General features: G+C 64.1%; 11 protein-coding genes. 6 read left to right on the top strand and 5 right to left on the bottom strand.

Annotation, left to right across the window (positions count from 1 at the left end; translation table 11 throughout):
• The first annotated feature begins 79 nt into the window (after positions 1-79).
• Positions 80-1,465 carry a WS/DGAT/MGAT family O-acyltransferase gene (locus EH231_RS13375; protein ID WP_124712551.1) on the top strand — a complete coding sequence of 462 codons (1,386 nt, stop codon included), beginning with the start codon at positions 80-82 and terminating at the stop codon, positions 1,463-1,465.
• Positions 1,466-1,467: 2 nt separating this feature from the next.
• Positions 1,468-1,905: a pyridoxamine 5'-phosphate oxidase family protein gene (locus EH231_RS13370; protein WP_090428128.1), complete on the top strand. Its 438-nt coding sequence runs from the start codon at positions 1,468-1,470 to the stop codon at positions 1,903-1,905.
• On the opposite strand, the gene EH231_RS13365 is transcribed toward EH231_RS13370, so the two are convergent.
• The gene (locus EH231_RS13365) at positions 1,902-2,168 is read right to left on the bottom strand and encodes a hypothetical protein (protein WP_044519838.1); all 267 of its coding nucleotides are present in this window, start codon (positions 2,166-2,168) and stop codon (positions 1,902-1,904) included. The two genes, EH231_RS13370 and EH231_RS13365, sit on opposite strands and share 4 nt — an antisense overlap.
• Positions 2,169-2,454: 286 nt before the next feature.
• Between EH231_RS13365 and typA the strand changes: the two genes are divergently transcribed.
• The 3 genes from typA to EH231_RS13345 all read left to right on the top strand — a co-directional run bounded on the left by typA (position 2,455) and on the right by EH231_RS13345 (position 7,076).
• Entirely contained in the window at positions 2,455-4,356 is a 1,902-nt protein-coding gene (typA, locus tag EH231_RS13355; RefSeq protein ID WP_090428977.1) for a translational GTPase TypA, read from the top strand.
• A gap of 938 nt (positions 4,357-5,294) precedes the next feature.
• Complete coding sequence (locus tag EH231_RS13350; RefSeq protein ID WP_124712550.1) at positions 5,295-6,056, top strand: hypothetical protein; 762 nt, start codon at positions 5,295-5,297, stop codon at positions 6,054-6,056.
• A gap of 3 nt (positions 6,057-6,059) precedes the next feature.
• Positions 6,060-7,076 (top strand): hypothetical protein, encoded by a 1,017-nt coding sequence (locus tag EH231_RS13345; RefSeq protein WP_124712549.1) that lies wholly within the window; start codon positions 6,060-6,062, stop codon positions 7,074-7,076.
• A 51-nt stretch (positions 7,077-7,127) separates the two neighbouring features.
• Here the strand turns inward: EH231_RS13345 and EH231_RS13340 are convergent, their stop codons facing one another.
• A complete protein-coding gene (locus tag EH231_RS13340; protein WP_124712548.1) occupies positions 7,128-7,379 on the bottom strand; it encodes a hypothetical protein in 252 nt (83 codons plus the stop codon).
• Positions 7,380-7,481: 102 nt separating this feature from the next.
• Positions 7,482-7,985, bottom strand: coding sequence for a hypothetical protein (locus tag EH231_RS13335; RefSeq protein ID WP_124712547.1), 504 nt, complete (start codon positions 7,983-7,985; stop codon positions 7,482-7,484).
• 645 nt (positions 7,986-8,630) lie between these two features.
• Here EH231_RS13335 and EH231_RS13330 point away from each other — a divergent pair.
• A complete protein-coding gene (locus EH231_RS13330) occupies positions 8,631-10,499 on the top strand; it encodes an ABC transporter family substrate-binding protein (protein ID WP_124712546.1) in 1,869 nt (622 codons plus the stop codon).
• Positions 10,500-10,550: 51 nt separating this feature from the next.
• Here the strand turns inward: EH231_RS13330 and EH231_RS13325 are convergent, their stop codons facing one another.
• On the bottom strand, positions 10,551-11,795 hold the full coding sequence (locus EH231_RS13325; protein WP_090428141.1) for a hypothetical protein: 1,245 nt from the start codon (positions 11,793-11,795) through the stop codon (positions 10,551-10,553).
• Between the two features lie 578 nt (positions 11,796-12,373).
• On the bottom strand, positions 12,374-13,732 hold the full coding sequence (locus tag EH231_RS13320) for a hypothetical protein (protein ID WP_124712545.1): 1,359 nt from the start codon (positions 13,730-13,732) through the stop codon (positions 12,374-12,376).
• Between the last annotated feature and the right edge of the window lie 35 nt (positions 13,733-13,767).

Genomic DNA, 13,767 nt, shown 5'->3' with positions numbered 1-13,767 from the left:
CTGGTGAGCACTGGTATTCAGCGGAACTAGGGACCTTTGACCCTGCCCGGGGATGGACAGCAGGCGGAGGATTGCAGGTATGGAGCAGTTGACCGCACTTGACGCGGGGTTCCTCGAAGCCGAGGACTCCGATCGCCACGCCAGCCTGGCGATCGGAGCGATCGCCGTGCTGGACGGGCCGATGCCCAGCCCGGAGGCCGTCACGGCCGCGTTGTCCGAGCGTGTGCTGACCGCGCCCCGCCTCCACCAGCTGCTGCACACGCAGCCGCTAGACCTCGGTGCGCCGCAATGGGTGGAAGACACCAACTTCGATGCCGCGCACCACATTCGCCACGCCGCGCTGCCCCAGCCCGGTGACGATGCGGCGCTGCACCGGTGGGCCGCCGACGTCATGGAACGCCGCCTCGACCGGGACCGGCCGTTGTGGGAGTGCTGGATCGTCGACGGCCTGGAGAACGGAAGGTGGGCCATCCTGCTGAAGGTCCACCATTGCATCGCCGACGGGATCGCCGCGACTCGACTGTTGAGCCGGCTGTGCGACGACGGTGGCGTGACCGGCGATGGTGGAGAACGTCAAGCCGCCAGCGGGACAGCTGCTTTCAGCCCTGTCGACTGGGTCGGCAAAGCATGGCGGATCTCGAGTGGACTGCCCGGCGCCGCGCTGCAGGCCGTCCACGGGGCCTTCGGCATCGTCACCGGCCTACTGCGTCCGGCGGCGCGGACCTCGTTGACGGGCCCGGTGACCAGCATGCGGCGCTACGCCACCGGAGAAGTGTCGTTGGATGACGTCGACTCGGTGTGCCGGGAATTCGGCGTGACGGTCAATGATGTTGCGCTCGCGGCGATCACCGACAGTTTCCGCAACACACTCATTCGCCGCGGAGAGAAGCCGAGGCGTGACGCGCTGCGCACCCTGGTGCCGGTGTCGGTGCGGTCCGGGGATGCCCACGACCGGACCGACAATCGAGTCTCGGTGATGTTGCCGTACCTTCCGGTCGACAAGGCCGATCCCGTGCAGCAGCTGCGCACCGTGCATGCGCGGCTGTCCAGGGCCAAGGCCAGTGGACAGCGCGAGGCGGGCAACATCCTGGTGTCGGCGGCGAACGCGATCCCGTTCCCGCTCACCGCCTGGACGGTGCGGGCGCTGACCCGGCTGCCGCAACGTGGCGTCGTCACCGTCGCCACGAACGTGCCCGGACCGCGAAACCGGTTGCGCGTCATGGGCCGCGAGATCGTGCGACTTCTTCCGATCCCGCCGCTCGCGCTGCAGCTGCGCACCGGTATCGCCATCATGAGCTACGCCGACCGCCTCGTCTTCGGCGTCATCGGCGATTACGACACGACCCCCGATGTCGACGAACTCGCCCACGGCATCGAACGTGCCGTTGCCCGGCTGGTCGACATCAGCGTCGGCCACTGGCGCTCCACCCCGGTGGGAACTCTGCAACTCGTACAGGGAGGTTGACCATGAAGGGACAAGAGCTCGGCGTTCTCACCCGCAGGCAGTGCCTGGATCTGTTGGAGCGGGTACGCGTCGGACGATTGGTGTTCACCGAGGATGCGTTGCCGGCCGTACAGCCGGTCAACTTCCGGGTGTGGCACGACGACGTGGTGATCCGGGTGGCCGGTGGGCCCAAGCTGACCGCCGCCATCGACCATCAGGTGGTGGCGTTCCAGGCCGACGAGCTCGACGCCGATCTACGGACGGGTTGGAGCGTGACCATCGTCGGGCACGCCGAGCCGATCACCGACGTGGACGAGCAGGTGGAGGTCGCGGGGACGTTCGTGCAGCCGTGGGCGGAGGGGCGGCGCGACCACTTCGTGCGGATACGGGCCGAGAAGGTCACCGGGCGCGAGCTCCGGGACCACGCGATGCCGCACTACACGGGTAGCGGCGAGGGCTAGTACCGCAGCCGGTCGTCGACGACCCGCACGGCGTGGCCCGGGTGCTGGGTCGCGTACAGCGGGTGCAGCAGCATCGGGTGGCGGCAATGCGCGCAGGAGGCCTGCGGCTGGTTCGCCGACGCGAAGGTGAGGTGGTGGCATTCGCTGCAGCGGACCATGTAGCAGGCGCCGATCCAGTTGGCCATGCCCACGTAGATCGCGACTGTGGTTCCCAGCGCGAGCACCATGATCAAAGCGACTGTGAGCGCTTCATAAACCGTCATCCCGGCACCTCCAAGCACGCCCATCGCAACGTGACGGATACCTAAAACGGTACTCGCGAACCTTAGGTTTTCCTGGCCCGTTTGAAGACCTTGTCCAGTTCTTTACCGCGTAATCCGTTGAGTTCGGCCTTGCGGACCTTGTGCAGCACCAGGGGGCATCGTTTGCACCTAGGCTTGCTCTTGCAGCACTTTTTCTTGGGCTTCAGGCCGGCGATCTTTGCGGACTTCAACGTGACGGGGCTCTCTCGTTTTCGTGATCGACCGGCGTGCCTGCGAGAATGTCGGTGTGGATTCACGCCCGAGCTTTCGCAATGTCGCCATCGTCGCCCACGTCGACCACGGCAAGACGACCCTAGTCGACGCGATGCTGCGGCAGTCCGGTGCCTTGACGCACCGCGGCGACGACGCGGTCGAGCGCTTGATGGACTCCGGTGACCTTGAGAAGGAAAAGGGCATCACCATCCTGGCCAAGAACACCGCGGTGCACCGGCACCACGCCGACGGCACCATGACGGTGATCAACGTCATCGACACCCCTGGTCACGCCGATTTCGGTGGCGAGGTGGAGCGTGGCCTGTCCATGGTCGACGGCGTCGTTCTGCTGGTGGACGCTTCGGAAGGCCCGCTGCCGCAGACCCGGTTCGTGCTGCGCAAGGCCCTGGCCGCGCACCTTCCCGTGATCCTGGTCGTCAACAAGACCGACCGGCCCGACGCACGTATCGCCGAAGTGGTCGAGGAAAGCCACGACCTGCTGCTCGACGTCGCCTCCGATCTGGACGACGAGGCGCAGGCTGCTGCCGAGAAGGCGCTGGACCTGCCGACGCTGTACGCGTCGGGACGTGCCGGTATCGCCTCCACCACGCAGCCCCCCAACGGCGAGAACCCTGACGGCGAGAACCTGGATCCGCTGTTCGACGTGCTGATGGAGCACATCCCGGCACCCTCGGGTGACCCGGAGGCGCCGCTGCAGGCGCTCGTCACCAACCTGGACGCGTCGGCCTTCCTGGGCCGCCTCGCGCTGATCCGCATCTACAACGGCCGGCTCAAGAAGGGCCAGCAGGTCGCCTGGATGCGTGAGGTCGACGGGGCTCCGGTGATCACCAACGCCAAGATCACCGAGCTGCTGGCCACCGAGGGCGTCGACCGCACCCCCACCGAGGAGGCCGTCGCAGGCGACATCGTCGCTGTCGCGGGCATCCCCGAGATCATGATCGGCGATACCCTGGCCGACCCCGAGCACGCGCACGCCCTCCCGCGCATCACGGTCGACGAGCCCGCCATCTCGGTCACCATCGGCACCAACACCTCACCGCTGGCCGGTCGGGTGTCCGGGCACAAGCTGACCGCCCGGATGGTCAAGAACCGGCTCGACTCGGAGTTGATCGGCAACGTGTCGATCCGGGTGGTCGACATCGGCCGCCCCGACGCCTGGGAGGTGCAGGGCCGCGGTGAGCTGGCGCTGGCCATCCTGGTCGAGCAGATGCGCCGCGAGGGCTTCGAACTGACCGTCGGCAAGCCGCAGGTGGTCACCAAGAACATCGACGGCAAGCTGCACGAGCCGTTCGAAGAGCTGACAATCGACTGCCCTGAGGAGTTCGTCGGGTCCATCACCCAGCTGATGGCCAACCGCAAGGGCCGGATGGAACAGATGACCAACCATGCCGCCGGGTGGGTGCGGATGGACTTCGTGGTGCCCAGCCGCGGGCTGATCGGCTTCCGCACCGACTTTCTCACCGAGACCCGCGGCACCGGCATCGCCAATGCGGTGTTCGAGGGCTACCGGCCGTGGGCCGGCGAGATCCGGGCCCGCCACACCGGCTCGCTGGTTTCGGACCGGTCCGGCTCCATCACCCCGTTCGCGATGATCCAGCTGTCCGACCGCGGCCAATTCTTCGTCGAGCCGGGCGAGGACACCTACGAGGGCCAGGTCGTGGGCATCAACCCGCGTGCCGAGGATCTCGACATCAACATCACCCGCGAGAAGAAGCTGACGAACATGCGGTCCTCGACCGCCGACGTCATGGAGACGCTCGCGCGGCCGCTGGACCTGGGTCTCGAGCAGGCCATGGAGTTCTGTGCCGAGGATGAGTGCGTCGAGGTGACCCCCGAGGTCGTCCGCGTGCGCAAGGTGGAGCTGACGGCCTCGCTGCGCGCACGGGCGAAGGCGCGGGCCAAGGCGCGCGGCTAGTTTCGCGTTCTTGCTCGTCGCCTCGGTGCCCATGCCGCAGAGTGGATGCGGAGTTATCCGCTCTCGCCCGACGCGTGCTTGTCAGGTTTGGCGAGGGCCTTCTTGACGTCTGCACCGATCTTGTCGAGTGTGGCCGTAATCCGGTTGCTGATCGACTTCGCCAGTTTGGGTGCCTCACTGCCGCGCTTGCCGGCAGGTCCAATCCGTCCCGTTACAGCCTTCGCGCTGTTGTGGACGAGTGTGGGCTTCGCCTCCGGCTTTGCCCCGATTTCGGCGTTGCGGCCTGATCGGTATCGGCGGGTGTTGCCGTGTCCGTTGCGATTTCGGCTGTGATGCCGGAGATCCGGCTCGTCGTCGGCGCCTTGGCCGTCGGGGGAACTGGAACACCCGCAACACGAATACGGGAATCAGCAAGATCGAGATGACACCGGACAAGAACAGGTCCGGTGCGTTGGTGCCGCGTCTGTGGGTCACTCGCCACGGCGCACCGTTGCCGTACATCCGACATGAGTTCTCGATGCGGGCTTCTGAACTCGTGGTCACCGAGGACGTGATCGCGGGTGCACGAGAATCAATGGACAAGAAGCGAAAGCACCGCGGAAGCTGTTGGAGGCGAATGAGAATCACGTGCGCGACTTGGACAGGGTGAGCAGGGCACGCGCGTGGCCGAAGTCGAACGGCGTCAGCTTCACTGACTCCAAGATGAACGAGGTCATCTTCGATTTCTTGAACCCGGTCGAGCTGTGACATGAAGGCTTCAACTGATGCGGCCAGCGATGCGATGGGGGACACCGCATCACCTCCGCATCACCCGCGCTGTATGCGCCTGTGCGCATCCACACGCATCGCCCCCGCGTGGATGTGTCACGCGCGTATGCGTAGACGCCGCACGTGTCGCTAAGCAGGGAGTGTCCTACCTCCGTGATTCACTGACGATTGTGTCAACGCCGCCGCCTGCACCTGTCCCGCCTGAAGGCGACAGGGACGATTCCACGCGACATTGGAAAGTCATCGTGTTAGGCATTGTCGCCGCCATCGTCCTGATCTTCTGGCTGGGCGTCGGATTCGGGCAGCGTTGGGGCGCTCAGCAATGGGGTCCGTTCGCCGACTGGCTTGTTGGTGCCCTCACCCTCGGTGCCGTAGTCGTCGCACTTCGCGAGTCGCTTCGAGGGCAACATGCGAGAGCTGTTGACCACGAGGTCGCCAGGCGACGGGAATGCCTGAAGGCCGTCGGCGACGTGTGGACAGGTCTAGCTCAAATGGTCTTTCCCTTTTTGTCGTTCACCGATTACCTAGAGAACCTGCCGGTGAGGTTTGATGGGAACCTGCCCAGGCAAGACAACGTGCCACCTGATCACCCTGGCGAGGCGATTGCGTACGACATCGGCGAACGAGCCATGAGCTTCTTCACCAAGTGGGGAGAGCTTGTTGAGCCACCGCTTTTCGTGGCGCTCGCCTTGGTGAAGAACACACCGATGGACGAGCCAATGAAAGAAATCAATGCGGGTATCCGCGATCTGATGGAGAACGAGCTGAAAAAAGTTATGAACGTGGAGATGATGGGACGACGGCCTGACGTCTCCACATTCAGTGCGAAATGGAATGCCATTTTACGCAACCGCGAGGAGCATTTGAACCTCGCGCGCAAGCACTTCGCTGTTGACCTCAAGACAGTAGAAGCGGAGATGGGCAATAGGTGAGCTATGGCTAGAACAGTGACGGGGTTCTACCTCGACCCGCCTTTGTTTATCCACGAAGTTCCATTTGACGAAGCTCGACGCCTTGCTTTATTCGACCGTTTCGCCCTCGTAGCGTTTCGTTCACAGGTAGCGCAGGGCATAGAGATGAACGCCACGATCGACGGACAGTTTGGATTCGACTTTTCTGAAGTTGTCAAATCTAGCCTTGGCGCCGAACCCGCGGATCATGACGACTTTGATGCATTGGCGGAAAGCGTTGTAGCGCGAACTAATGTGATGAATGCCTTCTTGGCCTTCTTCTACACACGCCTAATTACTGTGGAACAACGAGGCGTCGAACGCATGGTGGTCACTCCCGACATGACCATAGCAATGGACAATCTTGACGGAACATCGGGCGCCGGGTTCGGCAATCCCCGCGTCAGCCACCTCGTGATGTCGAGGTACCCCGGTACCTACATGATTGGCCCTCCTGCAGACTTTGACAGTAGGCTCAGTCACAGGGTTCAGAGCCCTGCAGTGGCACTAGATTGCCTACAGGCTGCAGTCGACGATTTGTCGCGGTTAATCGAGAACGATGACGACGAAGGCGTCGTGATTGTGGACCTTTTCCTCCGGGCCGCCAAAGCATATCAAGATCACAATCATAGCTTGAGTCTTATTAGTTACTGGACGATTATCGAACGTCTTATTAACCGGTTATGGCAGCGGATGCAAAGCGAGAATAGAACTCGCGATAGTGTCGAATTCATCGACGGTAAGCGGAGCAAGAGACTGAATGATGGGCGTACGTTCACCGCAGCAGTGATGTCAGAAATGCTGTCATTTCAGGGATATTTGGATCTAGAAACGTACAACGAAATTGCGACTATCCGCAGAGCGCGGAACAATTGGATGCACAGCCTAAAAATGGTAGGTTCTGATGATTCTCAGACCGCCAACTCGGTTTGTGAACGACTTTTGAAACAAGTGATGGATGTAACAGTCATCGGGGCTTCTGGCCGGACGCTGCATGGATAGCCCACCGGCAAGCCTCACGCCCGAAGGCGTGAGGCGGACGGACCGGTGTGGTCAGTTTTCAACGACGGTGAGCTTGGCCTTCTCGTCGGCCTTCGCGTTCTTTGCGGCTTCGCGCTCGGCTTGCCACTTGTTGAACCGGGTCTTGAGCGTGGGTACGTCCTTGGCGGTGAACGAGTAGCGCGAACCTGAGCCAACAGCTTCGTAGTCGTCGGAGGCGCGCAGGAATATGCGCAGCGTCTTCGGGTCAGTGCCGACCTTGTCGGCGACATCCTTGGTGCTCAGGGCGGGTGCGGGTGTGGTCATCGGAGCGGTCTTTTCATTAGTCCAGCTAGTGAAAAAGATCGTAAGACTTCGCGCGAGCGAGTCCAAAGTAGGATCTTTTGCGCTACAGCGTGTTTGGCTCGATCAGGAGTCGGCGTCGTCGGGTGGGAGTGCGTTGTACGCGGCTGTCGCGTCAGGGTCCGACAGTGCGTTCACGATGTGCCGCACCGGGCCGAACAGCTGGTCGGCGTCGAGGTCCATAGCCAGGTTGTCATCGAGTCGGAACTCATCGACCGTTGTCCTGCTGCCCTCGGTGTGGGATTTCCACACGACGCGAAAGTTAATTTGTCGGAGCCAGACGTTGCGGGCCTCGGTGTCCTGCGCCTCCCACCAGTCGGCGAATATCTCGCCGGTGGGCTCGTACCGCCATCCTGCGGGCTCGCTGGGCGTCGATGATAATTCGGCCTGACGCTCGCTCAGTGCGGCTGTCCTGTGATCGAGCTTCGCGCGCTGCGGGGTGCCGCGCTTGAACATTCCCGTACCTAGTTGGTCGGTGAGGTCAGCGAGTAGTTCGTTCACTTCGGCCAGCTCGTCGGTGTGGTCCTTTCCGGAGAACCGCACACGTTGCCGGCGTTCGAGCGGACCCATGTTCGCGAGGATGCGACGCTCAACTTCGGACTCTGCCCATTCGAGCGAGATTGTCCGATTCGAGCACTGGTCCTTGTATTGGGCGGAGGAGTATTGGGCGGAGGAATAGCGATCCCGAGGTTTACGTCCTGCGCCTCCCTTGGGTCGATAACCGGGCCGGTCGCACACGCTGCAGTAGATGACGCGCAGGAGTAGGTCACTGCTTCGTTTGGTCGGTTCCTTGCGATTCTCGCGGCCTGACAGCTCGACGCCGACGCGGTCGAATACGTCGCATGTACAGCGGGGTGATGGCGATGACGCCGGCTCCTGCGATCGCGATTCCGCCGTTACGTAGGGCCGCAATGCTTGTGACAACGCGGTCCCCTTCCCGATGTGTGATGCCGGTCACTCCGGCTGACGGCAGACGGTATCTGAGAATCAACTGAGATAGATGCAAAAACGCGAACAACGCTCAGTTCGCTGTCGGCGGCCCAGTGGGCAGCCGTCATATGCGCAGTTCAAAACTGAAATAACTGGTTGACGCCTGTTTGTTGCGCCTTGAAATACTTGGATCGATCCAAGCGGCTGGAGTAGCTCCATGGCCGTGCGTCTCGCAGTTCCGGTGCGCGGCGGTGGCGGCGCGGGAGGCTCGATACTCTGAGTAGCGTGCCGACACCCCTCCGCCGCGCCCGTCTGACGATCGGGGCGCTCGTTTCGGTGCCGGCGCTACTGTTCAGCGGCTGTACGGTGAGTCCGCCGCCTGCCCCGCAGAGCACCGAGACCACCGAGACGACGCCGCCGCCCCCGATGAAGGCGACGCAGATCATCATGGCCATCGACTCGATCGGCCCGGGGTTCAACCCGCATCTGCTGTCGGACCAGTCCCCGGTGAACGCGGCGGTCGCGTCGATGGTGCTGCCCAGTTCGTTCCGGCCGGTGCCCGACCCGAAGTCGCCGACCGGATCGCGTTGGGAACTCGATCCGACCCTGCTCGAATCGGCCGAGGTGACCAGTGAGAACCCCTTCACGGTCACCTACAAGATCCGTCCGGAGGCGCAGTGGACCGACAACGCGCCGATCGCTGCCGACGACTACTGGTACCTGTGGCGCCAAATGGTCAGCCAGCCAGGCGTTGTCGACCCTGCTGGCTATGACCTGATCACGGGTGTGCAATCCGTCGAGGGGGGCAAGCAGGCTGTGGTGACCTTCTCCCAGCCTTATCCGGCGTGGCGGGAGCTGTTCAACGACATCCTCCCGGCCCACATCGTCAAGGACATTCCCGGTGGCTTCGGCGCCGGTCTGGCCCGCGCGATGCCGGTCACCGGAGGTCAGTTCCGGGTGGAAAGCATTGACCCGCAACGTGACGAGATCCTGCTGGCCCGCAACGACCGGTACTGGAGCGTGCCGGCCAAGCCCGATCTGGTGCTGTTCCGGCGGGGTGGCGCACCGGCCGCGCTCGCTGACTCCATCCGCAACGGCGACACCCAGGTCGCCCAGGTACACGGTGGCGCGGCCACTTTCGCGCAGCTGAGCGCGATCCCGGATGTCCGCACTGCCAGAATCGTGACCCCGCGAGTGATGCAGTTGACCCTGCGCGGTGGGCAGCCGACCTTGGAGCAAGCCCAGGTGCGCAAGGCGATCCTTGGCTTGATCGACGTCGACCTGCTGGCGTCGGTGGGTGCGGGTGACGACAACACCGTGACGCTGGCGCAGGCACAGGTGCGCTCTCCATCGGATCCCGGTTACGTACCGACAGCGCCTCCGGCGATGTCGCGGGAGGCCGCGCTGGATCTGTTGCGCGGCGCGGGCTACCAGATCGAGCCTGTGGCCGAGCCGCCCGCGCCCGGCGAGCCGCCGGCGCCCGACAACGGTAGGCAGCACATCACCAAGGACGGCGCTCCGTTGTCGTTGGTGCTGGGTGTGGCGTCCAACGATCCGACCTCGGTCGCCGTGGCCAATACCGCCGCCGATCAACTCCGCAACGTCGGCATCGATGCCTCGGTGCTGGCACTGGATCCTGTTGCGCTCTACGGTGATGCGTTGACCAACAACCGGGTCGACGCCGTCGTCGGCTGGCATCAGGCCGGGGGAGACCTGGCAACCAGCCTCGCCTCACGCTATGGCTGCCGCGCATTGGAAGCCACGGCCGTCTCGACGGCTGTTCCCGGCGTCGCTCCGACGCCGTCGACGAAGCCGACCACCAGCGCCTCGCCGGCTCCGGCCACGACACCGACGTCGACACAGCCGATCCCAGCTCCTGACTCGGGTGCCCTGGTGCAGGCGCCAAGCAATATCACCGGTATCTGTGACCACAGCATCCAACCGAAAATCGATGGGGCGCTGGATGGTTCGCAGAACATCGCCGAGGTGATCCAGGCCGTCGAGCCTCGGCTGTGGAGCATGTCGACGGTTCTTCCGATCCTGCAGGACACGACGATCGTGGCAGCCGGACCGAGCGTCGAGAACGTCAGCCTGACCGGCGCCGTGCCGGTCGGCATCGTCGGCGACGCGGGCAGCTGGACGAAGGGGCGCTAGAAAGCGCCCAGTGGGCCTCTCGCGCGAGAAGGCCCACTGGGTGGTGGTGAATCAGTCCGCGTCGCTCGATCCTGCGCTCGAACCTGACGATGCTGACGCACCGCCGGACTTGCCGGCGGCGTGCTTGCCTGCCTTCGCGCTCTTGCCGCTGAGCCCCTCGGCGGCCTTCTTCAGTCCGTCGGTCACGTTCTTGACCGATCCCTGAATGCCGTCGCGGACCTGTTTGGCGGCAGGGGAGCGCTTGGTGGACAGGGCTTTTCCGGGCTCGGCCTTGAGGCTGTCCTTCACCACCGGGGTGGTGACGGCGGCCGATGTGTCCGCGGCAGCTGAAGCATCTGCAGCAGAAGTGGATTCGGCAGCCGATGCCGGCGCAACCGAAACGGCGGCCGGTGCCGGCGAGACAGCGGCGGCCTTCGGGCTGACATCCACCGTCACGACCTTCGCCGCAGACGCCAGGGTCGCGTCCGCAGCCGAGCGTGCGGTCTCCACGGGCGGGGGAGTGATGGCGGCAGCGATCATGTCGCGGGCCTGCCGAAGGGTCGACAGCAGGCCGAGACTGGGACCGAACACGCCGCCGCCGAGCTCGTCGCCGTTGAGGAACGCATCGGCGATGACGGCTGGACTGCTGAGCATCGCGTTGACGACACCGAGCGGATCGCCCGCCCTGGCAGAATCAACGATCTCCTGGCCGACGGTTCCCGCCACGGTGATCGTCCGGTAGGCGACGTTGATCAGGCCGAGGGCGGGCAATGCCACGATCGCCGGGTTGCTCAGCACGTTGGCCAGGTTCTGCACCGGCTGCCTGATGGCGTTGATGGCAGGCTCGAGCAGCGGAAGGGCGGCGCCGGCGACGGGGGTGAGGAATGCGCTCCAGAGGTTGGCCACCGCACTGTTGATGTTGCCCGCGAGGAGATCGGTGAGAGAGGCCTGCAGCAAGGACGGGATGCTCCACGGATTCGACGGGTCCAGCGCATTGCCCAGCGCGGTGGCGGAGCCCTCCAAGGCGATGAAGAGCGAACCCGCGGTGCTGAGCTGATTCGTGATCACCTGCAGCAGGACAGGCGCGGGATCGGTCACTTCGTTGCCGATCAGGGTCGACACGTTGGCGATGGTGTTCGCGAACAGGTCCGCGTAGGCCTGAATCGGATCGGTTGCTGCCGACAGGCTCACCTCGGCCGATGACACCGCCGGAATCGTGATGTCCGGCATCGGCGGAGCGACCGGACTTATCGCGATGGCACTGGCTCCGACGAGCGCGACGCCAGCGGCGAGATACGGATGGGCTGCGGCTTGCATTGCTTCTCCTCTAGATCGATCCGATCCCCGACGAGGCTGAAGCTACCTGAGAGTAACTTTACAAATTTGCATTTTTGAAAAGTTGCATTCAATGCCGCGCGAGTGGCTAATCAGGTCATGAGCAAGGTGAACTAGCTGGTGACGTGCGGTAGTTAGGTGTGCTTCAAGATCATTCGGTGGTCGGATGCGACGGAGGGAGTCGCCGATCGAATGGGACTGGCTCCGAACACCGACTGTTCGCTCGATATGCGCTTCCGGGTGGAAACACGCGTCAATCGCGGTGACGCGGTGGCGTCGGGATTTTGCGTCGACAGCATCCGCGGATGCTGCGCGTCGGCGCCGTTTGGCCGGTTGAACGGTTGTGGGCCAGACCCGGCGGCCCTCGTTGGGGGCGGGCTGACCGGAAGTTGCTGTGTCGGTGTAATGGCAATCAAGTGTCGGAGGTCGCCACCTTGCGTCACCGGAGTGGTTCACGTAGTTGCCGGGGCGGGGGCCTGAGTGGAGGCTGAGAACTTCCATAGAAGCCGGAGGCCCCCTCCATGGTGTTGATGGAGGGGGCCTGCCGGTGGTGCTGTGGGTTACTTGTCGGAGCCCTTGGTGGAGTCGCTGGATGACTCGGCCTTCTTCTCGGCGCTCTTCTTGGGGGCGGTCTTGTCCTTCTTCAGGCCGTCGGTCAGCTTCTTGACGGCGGACTTGACCTGGGAGCGGACCGCCTTGACGGAGCCGGCCTTTTCCGATCCCTTTGCAGCCTTGGGTGATTCCTTGGCCGACAGCTCGGTGGTCGCCTTGGTGGCGTCGTCGCTGTCGGTCGCGGTTGCACCGGTATCGGCCTTGGCGTCGGTCTCCGTGGCGCCGGTGGTCGGTGCGGCCGAAGTATCTGTCCCGGCGCCAGAAGCGTTGTCCGCCTCGGTGGCCGGAGCAGACTCGGTCTTCTCAACCGGCGTGGCCGCCGGCTCGAGCGCTGTAGTGACTGCCGTGGTGGCCGCGATGGCGTGGGCCGGTGCGGCCAGAGCCTTGGGGAGCTCGATATCCGGGAAGGGGACCGGCTTGGGGGTGATCTGCTTGAGGGCGTTGGTGAACGAATCCGCGATGTAGTTGCCCATGCTGATCGTCTGATCGACCTGGTACGCGACATCGGCTACGAAGTCGGCAACGCTGTGCTGCACGGCATTCACGAAGGTGCCCGGATCGCCGGAAGCGGCAGCGGCCAGCACGCTCTGGGTGCCGGCGATGACCTGCTTCACCAGGGGCAGGGGGTAACCGGGGAGGTCGAATCCGATACCCACCGTTGCCGAGGCCACGGCGATCAAGACGCCCAGGGTGGACTCCGTCGCAGCGTCGATAATCGGCTGAGGAACGCCGAGCACGTGACCGACAGCGTTGATCTGGGGGTTCACGGTTTCGAGCATGATGTTGATGATCGGCTGCACACCCGGGCCCATGATCGCGTTGATGGCACCGTTGGGATCGCCGGCGGCAATCAGGGCACCCGCGGCCTGCAGCGCATCCGGCAGTCCGGCGGCGAGTACACCGAGGTTCTCGACGAGCGCGTTCATCGCGGAGGAGGTGCTCTCCCCGAGCGCGGCCAGGTTGGGCCCGATCTCCTGGGCGGTGATGACTCCGTGCGTCAGTGCCAGCGCTACAACCAGGACGGGATCTGTGTTTGCGAACACCTGGACGCCCGTGGCCACATTGGTGGCGAGCTGCCGCAGGACCGGCAGCGGATTGGTGGTCTGGCGTTCGATGAAGTTGCTGAACAACGTCTGCGTTGCGGCGATCGCCGGCTCGAAGACGGTCACTGGGTTCTCGATGGCAGCCGTCAGAGCTACGGGCATGTGCGCTTCTGGGACGGGCGGAGCCATCGGGCTGACTGCGATGGCACTGGCACCGACGAGTGCCACCCCCGCGGCCATGTACGACCGAGCAGCGAGTTGCATTGAATCTCCTTACGGGAGCGTAACTAAGGTCGGCG

The organism is Mycolicibacterium nivoides (assembly GCF_003855255.1).
GTDB classification, from domain to species: domain Bacteria; phylum Actinomycetota; class Actinomycetes; order Mycobacteriales; family Mycobacteriaceae; genus Mycobacterium; species Mycobacterium nivoides.
The sequence above is the reverse complement of the archived record's forward strand: the minus strand, read 5'-3'. Positions and strand labels throughout refer to the sequence as shown.